This window comes from Rhodococcus sp. FG69 (genome assembly GCF_057808915.1).
Map to the genome: position 1 here is coordinate 23,822 of NZ_JBMDIX010000010.1, position 16,401 is coordinate 40,222.

A 16,401-nucleotide genomic window follows, 5' to 3' on the forward strand; every position below is an offset into this window, starting at 1 on the left:
CGAGCACACGGAAGAATCGACCGTATTTCCCCAATTATGCGCACGCGAGGCGACACGACTTCTCACGCAGCATCCTAGAGTGAAGCTGCGTGTGTCGATCACCATACTGGTGACCTCGGTTAAACGATGCGGACGAGAATTTCGGAGTGTCCGGCCCTGATGACGTCGCCGTCGGCCAGTTGCCAGTCCTGAACCGGTGAGCCGTTGACCGTGGTGCCGTTGGTCGAACCAAGGTCCGACAGCATGGCTACACGTCCGTCCCAGCGGACCTCGACGTGGCGACGCGACACACCTGTGTCGGGGAGACGGAACTGGGCGTCCTGACCGCGACCGATGATGTTCTGACCGTCGCGAAGCTGGAAGTAGCGGCCACTGCCGTCTTCGAGCTGCAGTGTCGCGGTCAGACCCTGGCTGTCGGCGTACGCGGGCTCTTCGTAGTCGTAGGCGGGTTGCTGGTATCCAGCGGTGGCGTACTGGCCCTGCTGGTAACCGCTCTGCTGCGGCGGGTAGTCGTATGCCGGTTGCTGCTGGTAGCCGGCGGGTTCGGCGTATGCCTGCTGGTCGTACTCCGGCTCGGCGTACGCCTGTTGGCCGTATGCCTGCTGGTCGTAGCCCTGCTGTCCGTAAGCGGGGTCGGAGTAAGCCTGACCGCTCTGCCCACCCTGGTCGTAGCCGGGTTCTGCGTATGGCTGTTGGCCGTATGCCTGCGGGTCGTACGCCTGCTGGTCGTAGCCCTGATCGTTGTACGGCTGCGCCTGGTAGCCCTGACCGTAGGCCTGCTGGTCGTACTGACCTTCCGCGGCCGGTGCCGGTGCCCCGTAGGGTTCGCCCCCGTGTGATGCTCCGTTGCGGTAGCCCTGGTCCTGGCCATATGCGCGCGGGTCACGGTTCTGCGGAGCGTAGCGGGGGTCCTGGCCCTGAGCTGGGTAGCCGTTTCGGGCACGCGGATCAGGGCGAGAGCCTTCGGCTGGATCGCGGTGCGGGTCGTAGCCTGGGTTCTGCGTCATGGGGCCGGCTCCTGATGTCGACATAGGTGGTGCTGACGGGCGCGCGGGTCGCGGACCGGGTGCTGCAGCCTCCGCGGGTGTGGAAGCTCGTGGTGCCGCAGTGTGATTCTTCGGTGGGTTGCTGCCGCCGGCCGCAGTCGGTGATCGTCCCACATCGGGATCCACTGAACCACTGGCCCGGAATTGGCCCGTGTGCAAAGTAGGTGAGGGCTCGAACCGAACCACGATGTCACCGTAGGTCTGCCACCCCTGGTCACGGATGTAGTCCCCGAGGTGGCGGGAGAAGGCTTTGACGGTCAGATCCCGATCGGCGGCCAGTTCTTCGTGATCGGAACTGTTGATGGTGATCACATAACTGTTGGGTGCGAGCAAATGGCCACCGTCGAGTGGCCTGACTCGGTCGGCAGCTTCCTGCTGAAGCGCAGCTTCCACTTCCTGCGGAACCACGCCGCCGCCGAACACACGGGCGAACACGTCACCGACCGCGCCCTGCAGCTTTCGCTCGAAACGCTGGACAATGCCCATGGTGACCACTCCTCCCGAACTCTTCTGCCACGAGCGCGTGTCGCCTCGAGGTCGTCGTCCAAGCATGATATACGTTGCCGGTTGCGGTCAGTCCCCGCTGGAGGGGAAGCACGAGCGCGATTTCATCGCCGCCGGATGTGCGTGTTAATGTTCACCGGTCACTCGGGCGGGTGGCGGAATGGCAGACGCGCTGGCTTCAGGTGCCAGTGTCCTTCGGGACGTGGGGGTTCAAGTCCCCCTCCGCCCACAGTAGTTATGGTCACAGCAGAGTTTTGGTCACAGCAGAGTTTTCAGCCGCAAACGATGTACTTCCGTGGCACACGGAATCGTCGTCGTTTGCGGCTTTTTTCATCGGCATGATCCGCCGTTCCGGCCCGTGGCACGGTCCGAGTTCGGACGCTCGGTCCCGAGCGGTCAGTTCCCCACCGCAGCAATCACATTCGAACGACGAACCTGCTCGCCGAACTGGTCTGACAAAATTCGCCTCTCGACCCCCACGCGATCTTCGAGAAACGCCAGGTGAAAGCTAGATTTAGGTATACCTTAGTTGCGGGGTGGGCTAGGTGCTGACTTATCGTTTGTGGTTGGACCGGCGTACCCGATGCCGAATCCACCCGCTAGACGCTTGCGCGCTGCGAACGAGCTCACCTGCTCGACGTTAGCCGAAGATCGTTTTCGGGGGTGCTGCTTCAACGGCGAACGGCACCCAATATAGCCGTCCGCGACGGCCGGCGATCCGTGCCGCGCCGCTGCGACGTACTTGAAGGCTTGACTTATCCGAAGGCTAGGTATGAAGCACACTCCGGGCCCCCAAGGCCTCTACGACCCCCGAAACGAACACGACTCCTGTGGTGTCGCGTTCGTCGTGGACATGCATGGTCGTCGTAGTCGAGACATCGTCGAGAAGGCCATCACTGCGCTGGTCAATCTCGAACATCGGGGCGCCGCCGGCTCCGAGCCAAACACCGGTGACGGCGCCGGAATCCTGATCCAGGTACCGGACGCGTTCTTCCGCGCCGTCGTGGATTTCGAGCTGCCCGCAGCAGGCGCATATGCCACCGGAGTCGCTTTCCTTCCGCAAGGAAAGAACGACGCGGCCCGTGCGTGCGAAGGCGTGCGACAGATCGTCGAAGACGAGGGCATGAAGGTCCTCGGGTGGCGTGATGTTCCCACCGACGACTCCTCTCTCGGGGCGCTCGCGCGCGACGCGATGCCGACGTTCCGTCAGCTGTTCTTCGCCTCTCCCGATCTCTCCGTTACCGACATCGAACTCGAGCGACGTGCGTTCGTCATTCGTAAGCGCGTCGAGCACGAGTTGGGTGAAGAAGGCGCAGGCAAGGACGGTCCCGGCCGCGAGACGGTGTACTTCCCGTCGCTCTCACCCTCCACCTTTGTCTACAAGGGCATGCTGACGACGCCGCAGCTCAAGGGCTTCTACCTGGATCTGCAGGACGAACGCGTCGAAAGCGCTCTGGGACTTGTGCATTCGCGCTTCTCGACCAACACGTTCCCGTCGTGGCCGCTCGCGCATCCGTTCCGTCGCGTCGCGCACAACGGCGAGATCAACACCGCAACCGGTAACGAGAACTGGATGCGTGCCCGCGAGGCCCTCATCGAGTCCGACGTGTTCGGTGGCCCCGAGTCGCTGGCCAAGATCTTCCCCGTCGTCACGCACGGCGCAAGTGACACAGCACGTTTCGACGAGGTACTCGAGCTGCTCCACCTCGGTGGACGTAGCCTGCCGCACGCCGTCCTCATGATGATTCCCGAAGCATGGGAGCGTCACGAGTCCATGGATCCCGCCCGTCGGGCGTTCTACAAGTACCACTCCTCGCTCATGGAGCCCTGGGACGGACCGGCCTCGGTGTGCTTCACCGACGGCACCGTCATCGGTGCAGTTCTCGACCGCAACGGTCTTCGCCCGAGCCGTCTCTGGGTCACCGACGACGGTCTCGTCGTCATGGCGTCCGAGGTCGGCGTCCTCGACATCGATCCGTCGAAGGTCGTCCGCAAGGTTCGCTTGCAGCCGGGCCGCATGTTCCTCGTCGACACCGCGCAGGGTCGCATCGTCTCCGACGACGAGATCAAGGACGAACTCGCCGCCGAGCACCCGTACCAGCAGTGGCTCGACGAGGGTCTGACCTCGATCGACGACCTGCCGGATCGCCCGCACGTCCACATGCCGCACGACCGTGTGCTGATCCGTCAGCAGATCTTCGGGTACACCAACGAGGAACTGAACGTACTCGTCTCGCCGATGGCGAAGACCGGGGCCGAGGCCATCGGCTCGATGGGTACCGACACGCCGATCGCGGTGCTTTCGACGCGTCCGCGGATGCTGTTCGACTACTTCTCGCAGCTTTTCGCACAGGTCACCAACCCGCCGCTCGACGCAATCCGCGAGGAGATCGTCACGAGCCTCGGCGGCACCATCGGACCCGAGGGCGACCTCCTCAATCCAGGTCCCGATGCGTGCAAGCAAATCGTGCTCCCACAGCCGATCCTGCACAACGACGACCTGTCCAAGCTCGTCCACATCAACGACGACGGCACCCAGGAAGAGCTGCGTTCGGTCGTCGTCCGCGGTCTGTATCCGGTTGCCGAAGGCGGCGAGGGCCTGCGCGCGTCGTTGGAGGCCATCCGTACACAGGTTTCCGCGGCGATCTCGGGCGGCGCACGCATCATCGTGCTGTCCGATCGTGAGTCGAGCGAGAAGCTCGCACCGATTCCGTCGTTGCTGCTGACCTCCGCGGTGCACCACCACCTCGTGCGCGAGAAGACCCGTACCAAGGTCGGTTTGATCATCGAAGCCGGTGACGCCCGCGAGGTGCACCACATGGCACTGCTCATCGGATTCGGTGCCGCAGCGGTCAACCCGTACATGGCATTCGAGTCCATCGAGGACATGATCGAACGCGGCGCCCTCACCGACATCGAGTTCGACAAGGCCGTCGCCAACTACATCAAGGCCGCAGGCAAGGGTGTGCTCAAGGTGATGTCCAAGATGGGCATCTCGACGCTGGCGTCCTATACCGGCGCGCAACTGTTCCAGGTCATCGGCCTGTCCCAGGATCTCGTCGACGAGTACTTCACCGGCCTCAACAGCCACCTCGGTGGCATCGACCTCGAGCAGGTCGCACAGGACGTGGCCGCTCGCCACGCCGTCGCCTACCTGACCAACCGTCAGGAGCGCGCACACCGCGAGCTCGAGACGGGCGGCGAGTACCAGTGGCGTCGGGAAGGGGAGTACCACCTCTTCAACCCCGACACCGTGTTCAAGCTTCAGCACTCCACTCGCACGGGTCAGTACGACGTCTTCAAGGAATACACGAAGATGGTCGACGACCAGTCCGAGCGCCTCGCGTCGCTGCGTGGACTGTTCCGCTTCAAGACCGAGGATCGTCAGCCGATCTCGATCGACGAGGTCGAACCGGCGTCGGAGATCGTCAAGCGCTTCTCGACGGGTGCAATGAGCTACGGCTCGATCTCCGCCGAGGCACACGAGACACTGGCGATCGCGATGAACCGACTCGGCGGCCGTTCCAACTCCGGTGAGGGCGGCGAGGACGTCTCACGGTTCGAGCCGGACGAGAACGGTGACTGGCGACGCTCGGCCATCAAACAGGTCGCGTCGGGACGCTTCGGTGTCACCTCGCACTACTTGACCAACTGCACCGACATCCAGATCAAGATGGCGCAGGGCGCGAAGCCCGGTGAAGGCGGCCAGCTTCCGGCGCACAAGGTGTACCCGTGGGTTGCCGAGGTTCGGCACTCGACGCCTGGCGTCGGCCTGATCTCGCCGCCGCCGCACCACGACATCTACTCGATCGAGGATCTCGCTCAGCTGATCCACGATCTGAAGAACGCCAACCCGCAGGCTCGCATCCACGTCAAGCTCGTCTCCGAGGTCGGCGTCGGAACGGTGGCCGCGGGTGTCTCCAAGGCGCACGCCGACGTGGTGCTCATCTCGGGTCACGACGGTGGCACCGGTGCCACACCGTTGACGTCGGTCAAGCATGCAGGTGGACCGTGGGAGCTCGGGCTCGCCGAGACCCAGCAGACGTTGCTGCTCAACGGACTTCGCGATCGCATCGTCGTTCAGGTCGACGGCCAACTCAAGACCGGCCGCGACGTCATGGTCGCCGCGCTGCTCGGTGGTGAGGAGTTCGGTTTCGCCACCGCACCTCTCGTCGTATCGGGCTGCATCATGATGCGTGTCTGTCACCTCGACACCTGTCCGGTCGGCGTCGCGACGCAGAACCCGGTGCTGCGCAAGCGTTTCGCGGGCAAGCCCGAGTTCGTCGAGAACTTCTTCATGTTCATCGCCGAAGAGGTTCGTGAGCTCATGGCCCAACTCGGCTTCCGCACGCTCGACGAAGCCGTCGGCCAGGTCGGGTTGCTCGACACCACAGCGGCCAAGGAAGCGTGGAAGGCGTCGAAGCTGGACTTGTCGCCGATCCTCGACGAGGTCGAGTCGGCGTTCATGAACCAGGACCTCTACAACACGGGCGTTCAGGATCACGGACTCGACAAGGCTCTCGATCAGCAGCTCATCGCGCAGAGTCGCAACGCTCTCGACAAGGGCGAGAAGGTGACCTTCGAATCGAAGATCACCAACGTCAACCGCACGGTCGGCACCATGCTCGGGCACGAGCTGACCAAGGCGTACGGCGGAGTCGGATTGCCCGACAACACGATCGACATCACGTTCACCGGTTCGGCAGGCAATAGCTTCGGTGCGTTCGTGCCCTCGGGTATGACGCTGAGGCTGCACGGCGACGCCAACGACTTCGTCGGCAAGGGTCTGTCGGGCGGACGCATCGTTCTGCGCCCGTCGCTCGACGCCCCGGCGGGATTCGTCGCCGAGGACAACATCATCGGCGGAAACGTCTTCCTGTTCGGTGCGACGCAGGGTGAGGCACTCATCCGCGGTGTCGTCGGGGAACGTTTCGCCGTACGTAACTCGGGAGCGGTGGCCGTCGTGGAAGGCGTCGGCGACCACGGCTGCGAGTACATGACGGGCGGCAAGATCGTCATCATCGGTGAGACCGGACGTAACTTCGGTGCCGGCATGTCCGGCGGCGTCGCGTTCGTCTTCGATCCGAACAAGACGTTCGAGGCGAACCTGAACACCGAGCTCGTCGACATCGAGGGCATCGAGGGTGACGAGTTCACCTGGCTCAAAGAAATTGTCACACGTCATCAGGACGAGACGGGATCCGAGGTCGCAGAGCGAATCCTCGCGGATTGGTCACAGCAGGTGAACCACTTCGTGAAGGTCATGCCGCGCGATTACAAGAAGGTACTGCTCGCCATTTCCGAAGCCGAGAAGAACGGCGCGGACGTGGACGAGGCAATCATGGAGGCAGCTCGTGGGTGACCCACAAGGATTCTTGAAGCACACCGTTCGTGAACTGCCGAAGCGGCGTCCCGTCGACCTGCGGCTGATGGACTGGAAAGAGGTCTACGAGGACTTCTCCAAGGACACACTGCGGACCCAGGCGAGTCGATGCATGGACTGCGGTGTCCCGTTCTGCCACAACGGTTGCCCGCTCGGAAATCTCATTCCCGAGTGGAACGACCTGGTGTTCAAGGACCGGTGGCGCGAGAGCATCGACCGGCTGCACGCCACCAACAACTTTCCGGAGTTCACCGGTCGGTTGTGTCCGGCGCCGTGTGAAGCGTCGTGTGTTCTTGGCATCAACCAGGATCCGGTGACGATCAAGCAGGTCGAGGTCGAGATCATCGACAAGGCTTTCGAGGAAGGCTGGGTCACCCCGGTCTACCCGACGCACTTGACCGGTAAGACCGTCGCCGTCGTCGGCTCCGGACCTGCGGGACTCGCTGCAGCGCAGCAACTCACGCGCTCTGGCCACACCGTCACGGTGTTCGAGCGTGCCGACCGCATCGGTGGCCTGCTTCGCTACGGCATTCCCGAGTTCAAGATGGAGAAGCGCCACATCGACCGTCGTCTGGCACAGATGGAGGCCGAGGGCACGGTGTTCCGTACCGGCGTCGACGTCGGCAAGGACATCTCGGCCGACGAGCTTCGCGCGCAGTTCGATGCAGTCGTGCTGTCCGGTGGAGCCACCGCGTGGCGTGACCTTCCGATCGAGGGTCGCGAGAACGAGGGCATCTACCAGGCAATGGAATTCCTGCCGCACGCCAATCGTGTGCAGCAGGGCGACTTCGCCGAGCCCCCCGTCAGCGCCAAGGGCAAGAAGGTCGTCATCATCGGCGGCGGCGATACCGGCGCGGACTGCCTCGGCACCTCGCACCGCCAGGGCGCGGAGAGCGTCCACCAGTTCGAGATCATGGCTCGCCCGCCGGAAGAGCGCGCGACCTCGACGCCGTGGCCGCTGTACCCGCTGATGTATCGCGTGGCGTCGGCGCACGAAGAGGGCGGCGAGCGCGTGTTCTCGGTCAACACCGAGCGTTTCCTCGGCAAGGACGGCAAGGTCACCGCGCTCGAAGCTCACGAGGTCGAGTTCAAGGCCGGCAAGTTCGAGAAGATCGAGGGCAGCGAGTTCACCCTCGAAGCCGATCTCGTGCTGTTGGCCATGGGCTTCGTCGGACCCGAGAAGCCCGGTCTGCTGACCGATCTCGGTGTCGATCTCAATGAGCGCGGCAACGTCAAGCGCACCAACGAGTGGGTCACCAACGTTCCCGGTGTCTTCGTCGCGGGTGACATGGGCCGCGGCCAGTCACTCATCGTCTGGGCAATCGCCGAAGGCCGGTCCTGCGCGGCCGCCGTCGACACGTTCCTGCAGGGAGTCACCGCGCTGCCCTCGCCGATCGTCCCCACTCAGGCGCCGCAGCGGTAGTTCTCTCGTACGCCGACCACCGCTTGAATGGTCTTCCGTAGCCATCTGATCGTATGGATGGACCATTCGAGCGGTGGGTCGTCCGCATTCTGGCCGCTTGAATGGGACTTTCCAGCCATCTGATCGTATGAATGGACCATTCAAGCGATCGGCGGAGCACCGTGCCATGTGCACGTTTTGCCGTGCCATAACCTCGTTTTCGTCTCGGTGTATGCATGCTCATAGTTTTGGGTAACCTCTGTTTACCGATTGGGCATCGTTTCGACATCGAAGCGTGGAAACCTCGCCTGCGAAGTCGATAGTCCGCTAAGCAGTGAGGCCGCATCATGCGCGTGAAGAAGTTCGTCGCCACCATCGGATCGGTCGTGGCCGTTGTTGCAGGTGTCTCCATCCTGCCCACCGTCACAGCATCGGCGGATCCAGCGTCCTGCCCAGGCCTGTACGTCGTTGCGATCCCTGGCACATGGGAGACCAGTTCGGGGGCGGCACCGAAGCCAGGCATGTTGACTGCGGTCACCGATCGAATCGCCGGTTCCGATATCCGAACCGACTACGTGTCCTACCCCGCTACGGCGTTCCCGTGGGAGGGCGGAATCTACGGCGAATCCCGTGCAGTGGCGACTGCCAACGCGGGCGGCATGATCAAGGCGATGGCCGATCAGTGCGGCGCAACCAAATTCGGCATCATCGGCTACAGCCAAGGTGCCGACGCAGCAGGAGACCTGGCGGCGTCCATCGGTACCGGTCTCGGCGTAGTGCCTGCGGATCGCGTTGTTGCGGTGGGATTGATCTCCGATCCCAAGCGCTCCGACGCGGACGCACTCGTCGGGCCTCAGGTAGTCGGTACCGGAGTCGGTGGCCCCCGCGTCGGAGGATTCGGCTTCGTCAGCCCGGTCGTGCGTACGTTCTGCGCGGTCGGTGACCTGTACTGCTCGACGCCCAAGGACGACTACGTCGCCCGGCTCGCCGGGTTCCTGGCGGTGTCCTCCGACCCGAATCCGGCTGTCGCCGCGCAGGCGCAGCAGGACGCGGAAGTCCTACTGGGCGACATCGCGTCGGCAGGTGGCCTGCCGGTACTGCAGGGCCAACTGTCCGATCAGGCGAACGCGCAACGCAGACGTGAGATCGAGGCGTTCTACCGATCCGGTGTCCACCAGGAATATGGTTCGTACGCCGTCGATTCCAACGGAACCAGTGCAACGTCGTGGCTCGCGAACTACCTGCGGGACAGCATCTAGTCAGCCATGTGCGGCTGTAACCGCTTGCCGCGCAACAGCAGGTAGACGACGAACGCGGATATCCCCATACCTGCTGCACACCAGGCCGCTGCGAGGTTCAAGCCGTCGATGAAGCTCGATGCGGCGAGTTCGCGGAGGGCGTCGTTCAACGGCGGGGGCAGGTACTCGGCGACGGCCATGCCGCCTCCGACAGTTTCCGACGCGGGACCAGCGATCTCGGGGGGAGTCTCCGGGGGGAGTGAATCCTGGAGGCCGTTGCGGTAGACCGTAGTGCCGATCGTGCCGAGGATGGCAATGCCGACGGCACCACCCAACTCGGCGCCTGTCTCGGACAATGCCGATGCCGTGCCGGCCTTTTCGGGAGCTGCGGCGGTGAGGACGATGTCGGAATTCAAGGTCGATGCAGCGCCGACACCGAGCGTGATGAGTGACATTCCGGTGATCAGCAACGGTATGCCGGAGTTGGTTCCTACGAAGCTCAGTGTCAGCGAACCGACCGCGATGAGCACAAGCCCACCGGCGATGATGGTGCCCGTCGGGACGATTTTGCTCAGCGTCGGGGAAAGGACTGCACCCAGCCCGGCAGTGCCCGCAGGAATCAACAACCACAGTCCGGCGGCCAACGGCCCGAGGCCCACCAGAAGTTGCAGGTATTGCGAGGCGAACAGGCTGAACCCGGTGAGGGCGAAGATCACCAGGAACTGTACGAGAACTGCTGCACTGAACGCTCTTTCCGCGAACAGTGTGATGTCGATGAGGGGATCGGTGGCACGCCGCTGTCTGTCGACGAAGAAGTAGCCGAGTACCAGACCTCCGAGTGCTGTGGAAATCGTTGCAGCGTCGAATCCCTCCTGGGCGCCATGTTTGATCGCGTAGACAATGCCGAGCATCGCCGCTATCGATAGCACGACACTGATCGGATCGAATTTGCCTGGATTCGGATCTTTGAACTCCGGGACGAGTAGTGGTGCGCTGACCAGCAGTAGAGCCATGACCGGAATGTTGACGAGGAACACCGATCCCCACCAGAAGTGTTCGAGCAGGAATCCGCCGATCACCGGACCGATGGCACCACCACCGGCGAAGCCCGCCGTCCACAATCCGATTGCTTCTTTGCGTTGGGCGGGATCATGAAACATGTTGCGAATCAAGGACAGCGTGCTCGGTGCGATCGTGGCCCCGCCGACGCCGAGGAGTGCGCGCGCAACCAGCAGCATTTCGGGGGACGTCGAGAACGCGGCCAACACCGACGCGGCGCCGAATACGACCGCGCCGATCATCAACAACCTGCGTCTACCGATGCGGTCGCCGACAGAGCCCATCGTGATGAGCAACCCGGCGAGGAAGAATCCGTAAAGATCGAGGATCCACAGGGTTTGATTGCTGGTGGGTTCGAGATCGGCGGCGACGGCGGGAAGCGCCAGGTAGAGCACCGAGATGTCCATCGATACGAGCAGGATGGGAATGACGAGGACACTCAGTCCGAGCCAGTCCTTGCGCGTAGCCTTCTCGTTCACGACTCCCCTTCTTCTCGACCATGACGATGTGGCGATACGAATACGTACCTGACGGTACCGTCGGGGCTTCAGGGTGCTCGAGACGAGGGCTACGCGTAGTCGGGTGCGACCGTCTCGCGGGAGGCGTCCGTAGCTCGGTAGACGAACGCCGAGACCACCAGCAGTACGACCGTCAAGGCGATGGCAAGCCAGCCGGTCGACGTCATGGCCGAGTAGCCGACCTCGCGGGCGCCGGCGGCGGTGTATGCCATCGGCATGAAGGCCGACAGGTGTCCCCAGATCGCTGCGCTGCTCGCGTAGGCGGCGCCGCAGACGACCACTTGGATGACAAGTAGCGCGACGTTGACGGCTTGTCCGACGGTGGCGCCGAGTAGACGTTGGATCGCACCTGCAGCCGTGAGGTAGGCAGCGGCGGATACGACGAGGAAGATGCCTGCGGCCAGCAGTGCCCCGATTCCGGCTTCCGGAGCCGTGAATGCGAATGCCAGTGCCGCGCAGACTCCCACGGCGAGGATTGCGACGGCGGCGGCGATCCAGCGGAAGCGGGAGTCGCGGCTCAACACTCGTACCAGGCTGACGGCGCCGATCGCTCCGACGGCGACGAGAGCGGCGATGAGGTAGGGCGCGACGGGCGTGCTGGACGTGGCGGCGGGAGCGACGGCAACGGCAGAGTCCGTCGCAGACAGTTCCTTCGCCGTCGGAAGCCCGGTGGTCGCGTCCTGGACATTGGTGGAAATGCCGTCGACGATGCCCGTGACGGGTTCCACCGCGGTGATGAGCTGGTCGGTTCCGGCGCGGAGTTGGCCGCCACCGTCGTCGAGCTGCCCGAGTCCGTCACGAAGCTGCACGGTCGCGTCGCCGAGCTGGCCGGTCGCCGTCAGGAATTGGCTGGAGGGGTCGTTGAGCTCGCCGGACAGCTGTTGCGCACCGCTCTTGAGGGTCTGCAGGTCCGCGAGAGTCGACGGCCCGAACCCCTGCGTGTTCAGGGTGTCGACGACACCGCGGATCTGACCGGAGATGGCGTCGGATCCGGGGTGGGGAAAGGCGTCGACCTGGGCGGCTGCGGCGTCCAGCGCGGCCGTGAACTCGGCCTGCTGCGCGCCGAACGCAGACAAGCGGTCGACGAGCTGGTCGACGCCTCCACTGATCTGGGACGCGCCGTCGCCGAGCTGGCCGATGCCGTCGCGGTACTGGCCGAAACCATCGGCGAGTTGAATTGTGCCGTCGTGAGCCTGGGTGATGCCGTCGGCGAGCTGCACGACGCCGTCGTTGAGCTGATTGCCGCCGTCGGTCAGCTGCGTGATGCCCCCGGCCAGAAAGCTGAGGGGTAGACCGGCTTCCTGCAGGCTGCTCCTCGATTCCGCCAGCGGGTCACCTGTCGCGGTGGGCTGGGCGGTTGCCTCGGGCGCCGTTTGCGTTTCGGTGGCAGGGCTCAGGTCGTATCCCGCGCCGAGCGCGAACGCACCGGCAGCCACCAGCGGAAAAGCGATGGCGACGAGAGCAGCGGACGGCCTGCGGAGAACGCGGAATTTACCCATAGTGGTTCTGAGGCTAACCGGCGCTCGGCGGCCCTTCGACCAGCTCACCGCGCATATCCGGCCGAATTGGCGGTGTGAGCTGGCACTTTAAGAGGTCTATGAGGATCTGGCGGTCGGCGGGGAAATCTACCCCCCGATTGTGCGCCGAGGACGCCTTCCTGCGCACATCCGGGGAGTATTTCTAGCGGTTGCGCGGCAGCAGATCCCACACGTGTTGGGTCTCGTTGATCGACGCGACCGAGCGTTTACCGTTGCGTGAGTACAGGATTCGCGTGATCGAGCAGTAGTCGATCGGAAACCCGAGCACCTTCGGCGTCGTCAGGATGTCCTGCAGCACGATGTTGATGACACCTCCGTGTGCGAACACGGCGACCGTATCGGTGTGTTCGACGCCGTCGACCGCCGCCGCAATCCCCTCGAGGACACGAGTGCGGAAAGCCACCTCGTCGACCTGCTCTGGGAGGTGGCCGTCCTTGATGCGCGCGAATGCGTCGGCGAACTCGGTGCGTGCGTCCTCGATGGGGATGTAGCCGCCGAAGTCGCGGTCGTACTCGGTGAGGCGTTCGTCGGAATCGAGCCGTAGACCGCGGTCGGCGGCGAGCGAGGTCCCGGTCTGCAGTGCGCGCAACTGGGTGCTGGCGACGGTACGCGCGACGCCGAACCGCGCCAGGGCGTCGGGAATCCGTGCTGCCTGCTGATGCCCGAGTTCGGCGAGCGGCGGGTCGGCCGACTCTTCGGAACGGAGTGGAAGCGCGTGGCGTACCAGAATCAGCTGCACGGGCTCACTCAACCACAGCCAGGTTTCGACGTTGCGGCGCTCCGCGCCAGTGGCACGAATAAGTGCACCTGGATGCACTCAACCGTGCGACTAGTGGCGGAGCCACCTAGGGACACTGGCGGAGCCGGCGGAACCACATCACCTGACCACAAGTCCGCGGCCGCTGCGGATGACCATCGACCGAAACGCCTCGACCTGGCTCGCGTGCTGGCGGGCCGACCACACCATCCCGATGCGCCGTCGTGCTGCTGGATCCGCGATCCGCACCTCGACCGCTTCCCCGCTTTGCCCGCGCATACGCGGAAGGATGCTGATCCCGAGTCCGGCGCCAACGAGCCCGCGCAACGTGTGGATGTCCTGGCCTTCGAAGGCAATATCGGGAGCGATCCCCGCGTCGGACCAGAGCTCGTCGCAGATCGATCGCATGCCGAAGCCGTGACCCATCGCGACGTAGTTCTCTTCGGCCGTGTCGGCGAGGTCCACCGAGCGCGCGCCTGCCAACCTGTGGTCGGCAGGTACGACGAGAACCAGACGTTCGTCGTAGAGCTGGAACGAGTTCGCCGCCGTGTGCTCCGTGCTGAGAGACACGAACGCGAGGTCGGCTGCGGCGTCGTCGAGACGGTCGAGGCACCGTGCACGCGCCCCCTGGTCGAGCTGGAAGGTCACCGCGGGGTGGTCTCCGCGAAACTGTTTGATCAGCGCCGGCACGATGTCTTCGCCGAGGGTGTTCTGGAAGCTGATCGAGATGCGCCCGCGGGCTCTGGCGTCGTGCTCGCTCATGGCGTTCAACCCTGCTTCGAGGTCGACGGCGACGCGCTGCAGGTACGGCACCAGGATTCGGCCCGCGGTAGTCAGTGCGATGCCACGGCCGCGTCGTTCGACGATTTCCACACCGAGGATGTTCGATGCCCTGGCGATCTGGCGGCTGACGGTGGGCTGCGGGATGCCGAGAAGGTCTGCGGCCTCGGTGATGTGTTCGGTATCGGCGACTGCGAGGAGCGTCGGAATGAGGGGTAGCAGATCCCTGGCCTCGTCGCGCATCGGTGAATCATATCGCTGACGTATCGAAACAGCCCAGTCTATGCATTGGACGTCGGTAGTTTGGAGTCCTAACGTCGCAGCAATGAGTTCGACGACCGAATCTGCACTCGAGTGGGAGGGCCACCCCCGCGGCTCTCGCGAGTACAAACGACTCGTCGCAGCTCTGCTGTTCGCGGGAATCGCGACGTTCGCTCAGCTCTATTCGGTCCAGGGCATCTTGCCGCTCATCGCATCGAGTCTGGCCATCACGCCGTCGCAATCGTCCCTCGCCGTCGGACTGGCAACCGTCGGAGTCGCGGTGTCGGTGCTGCCGTGGTCGGTGGTCGCGGACCGGATCGGCCGGGTACGAGCGATGAGCATCTCGGTCGTCACGGCGACAGTGCTGGGACTGATCGTGCCGCTGTCGTCGTCGCTTCCGGTGCTTCTGTCGATCCGCTTCTTCGAGGGCGCAGCACTCGGCGGGCTACCTGCCATCGCGATCGCTTACCTCAGCGAAGAAGTGCACCGCAAGCACACCGCCCTCGCAGCAGCGACCTACGTGTCGGGCACGACGCTCGGTGGTCTGCTCGGACGGATCGTGGCGGGGCCGGTCGCGGAATTCACGAACTGGCGTATCGGCACACTGACGGTGTCCGTGATTGCTGCCGTCGCCGCCGCACTGTTTCTGCTCCTCGCCCCGAAGCCTCGACGCCTTCTCGGCAGGGTGTCCGACGGTCCGCCGCTGAGCGCGAGATTGTGGGCCAACCTTCGTGAACCGGGAATGCTCGCGCTGTACGCGCAGGGCTTTCTGCTGAGGGGCGGCTTCGTCGCGATCTACAACTTCCTCGGGTTCAGGCTCGAGGGTGTGCCGTTCGGGTTGCCTCAGTCGCTCATCAGTCTCATATTCTTCGCGTATCTGAGCGGAACGGTGTCCTCACGGGTCGCCGGTCTGCTCGCGGTCAAGCGTGGCCGTGGACCAGTCCTTGCCGGCTCCACGGTCGTCATGATCGCGGGCGTTGCGTTGACGATCAGCAGCAATCTCGTCGTGATTCTCGTCGGCCTCGTCGTGCTCACCATCGGGTTCTTCGCAGCGCACGCCATTGCGTCGGGGTGGACCGGTCAGCGGGCGATCGTCGGCCGAGCGCAGGCCACGTCGCTGTACAACCTCTTCTACTACGGCGGATCGAGCGTCGTCGGGTGGTTCGGCGGCGTGATCTACCAGCAGTTCGGATGGACCGCGATGGCGTCGTTCGTGATGGGCCTGGCGGTGCTCGCCGCGGTGATCATGCGTGTGGCGGGATCAGACCGCAGCAACGAGCGCGACCGTCAACGGCACGACGGAAATGCAGCAGATCGCGACCACCAGCAGCGCGATGACGCGTCGGCGATCCCATCTCTGTTGGGCGCCCGCAGCAGCGGACACGAACAGAACGAACCCCACGCACACCGACGCGATGGTGACCGCAACCGGCAGAGAGATCATTAGCCGACTTTGCCCCAACCGACATACGCGTCGATTTCGAGGTAGCCGGTGACACGAGCCTGGTCGCGCACCGGATACGGGTCTCCGGTGTAGAAGGTGGAGATGCGGTCGATGTCCACCAGATCAGGATCGTCCTGCAGCGTGATGGTGCCGTGCACGGTCACGTGGGTGTACCAGCTGGCCTCGTCGAGCACCGAGATCGAGACCTTCGGATTGCCGCGGATGTGCTCGAGGCGTTTGCGGTCGGCCTGGAAGTTCAGCACGATCTTGCCGTCCTCCCACAGGTACCAGGTAGGCGCGGTGATCGGTGTTCCGTCAGCGCGAACGACGGCCATGACGGCAGGATTCGGCTTCTTCAGGATTTCGATTGCATCTTCGGGCAACGGTGGCTTCGGCATACCGTCGAGCCTACCGATGAGTCGAGATCGAAGTTGTGCACGGGTTTCGGGTGAAACTCGAGCACAACTTCGA

General features: G+C 64.1%; 10 protein-coding genes and 1 tRNA gene. 5 read left to right on the plus strand and 6 right to left on the minus strand.

All coding sequences use genetic code 11. The features are described from left to right. Positions 1 to 119: 119 nt before the first annotated feature. On the minus strand, positions 120 to 1,532 hold the full coding sequence (locus ACODSO_RS09880) for an FHA domain-containing protein (protein WP_489036754.1): 1,413 nt from the start codon (positions 1,530 to 1,532) through the stop codon (positions 120 to 122). 164 nt (positions 1,533 to 1,696) lie between these two features. On the opposite strand from ACODSO_RS09880, the gene ACODSO_RS09885 reads away from it, so the two are divergent. The 4 genes from ACODSO_RS09885 (at position 1,697) to ACODSO_RS09900 (ending at position 9,594) form a co-directional block, all read left to right on the plus strand. Continuing rightward, a tRNA-Leu gene (locus ACODSO_RS09885) sits at positions 1,697 to 1,779 on the plus strand. A gap of 543 nt (positions 1,780 to 2,322) precedes the next feature. Next, positions 2,323 to 6,912, plus strand: coding sequence for a glutamate synthase large subunit (gene gltB, locus ACODSO_RS09890; protein WP_489036756.1), 4,590 nt, complete (start codon positions 2,323 to 2,325; stop codon positions 6,910 to 6,912). Further along, positions 6,905 to 8,356: a glutamate synthase subunit beta gene (locus ACODSO_RS09895; RefSeq protein WP_489036758.1), complete on the plus strand. Its 1,452-nt coding sequence runs from the start codon at positions 6,905 to 6,907 to the stop codon at positions 8,354 to 8,356. The genes gltB and ACODSO_RS09895 overlap by 8 nt, the downstream gene beginning before the upstream one ends. 326 nt (positions 8,357 to 8,682) lie before the next feature. Then, entirely contained in the window at positions 8,683 to 9,594 is a 912-nt protein-coding gene (locus ACODSO_RS09900) for a cutinase family protein (RefSeq protein WP_489036759.1), read from the plus strand. On the opposite strand, the gene ACODSO_RS09905 is transcribed toward ACODSO_RS09900, so the two are convergent. The 4 genes from ACODSO_RS09905 to ACODSO_RS09920 all read right to left on the minus strand — a co-directional run bounded on the left by ACODSO_RS09905 (position 9,591) and on the right by ACODSO_RS09920 (position 14,468). Then, positions 9,591 to 11,111 carry an MFS transporter gene (locus ACODSO_RS09905; RefSeq protein ID WP_068379008.1) on the minus strand — a complete coding sequence of 507 codons (1,521 nt, stop codon included), beginning with the start codon at positions 11,109 to 11,111 and terminating at the stop codon, positions 9,591 to 9,593. The genes ACODSO_RS09900 and ACODSO_RS09905 overlap by 4 nt on opposite strands. A gap of 89 nt (positions 11,112 to 11,200) precedes the next feature. Continuing rightward, positions 11,201 to 12,649, minus strand: coding sequence for a phage infection protein (locus ACODSO_RS09910; protein ID WP_489036760.1), 1,449 nt, complete (start codon positions 12,647 to 12,649; stop codon positions 11,201 to 11,203). A 181-nt stretch (positions 12,650 to 12,830) separates the two neighbouring features. Further along, positions 12,831 to 13,427 (minus strand): histidine phosphatase family protein, encoded by a 597-nt coding sequence (locus tag ACODSO_RS09915; protein WP_489036918.1) that lies wholly within the window; start codon positions 13,425 to 13,427, stop codon positions 12,831 to 12,833. A 138-nt stretch (positions 13,428 to 13,565) separates the two neighbouring features. Continuing rightward, positions 13,566 to 14,468, minus strand: a complete 903-nt coding sequence (locus ACODSO_RS09920) for a LysR family transcriptional regulator (RefSeq protein WP_489036762.1) — start codon at positions 14,466 to 14,468, stop codon at positions 13,566 to 13,568. Between the two features lie 82 nt (positions 14,469 to 14,550). Here ACODSO_RS09920 and ACODSO_RS09925 point away from each other — a divergent pair, with 82 nt between their 5' ends. Continuing rightward, the gene (locus tag ACODSO_RS09925; RefSeq protein ID WP_489036764.1) at positions 14,551 to 15,933 is read left to right on the plus strand and encodes an MFS transporter; all 1,383 of its coding nucleotides are present in this window, start codon (positions 14,551 to 14,553) and stop codon (positions 15,931 to 15,933) included. On the opposite strand, the gene ACODSO_RS09930 is transcribed toward ACODSO_RS09925, so the two are convergent. Beyond that, on the minus strand, positions 15,930 to 16,328 hold the full coding sequence (locus ACODSO_RS09930) for a TIGR03618 family F420-dependent PPOX class oxidoreductase (RefSeq protein ID WP_068379039.1): 399 nt from the start codon (positions 16,326 to 16,328) through the stop codon (positions 15,930 to 15,932). The genes ACODSO_RS09925 and ACODSO_RS09930 overlap by 4 nt on opposite strands. Positions 16,329 to 16,401: the final 73 nt, after the last annotated feature.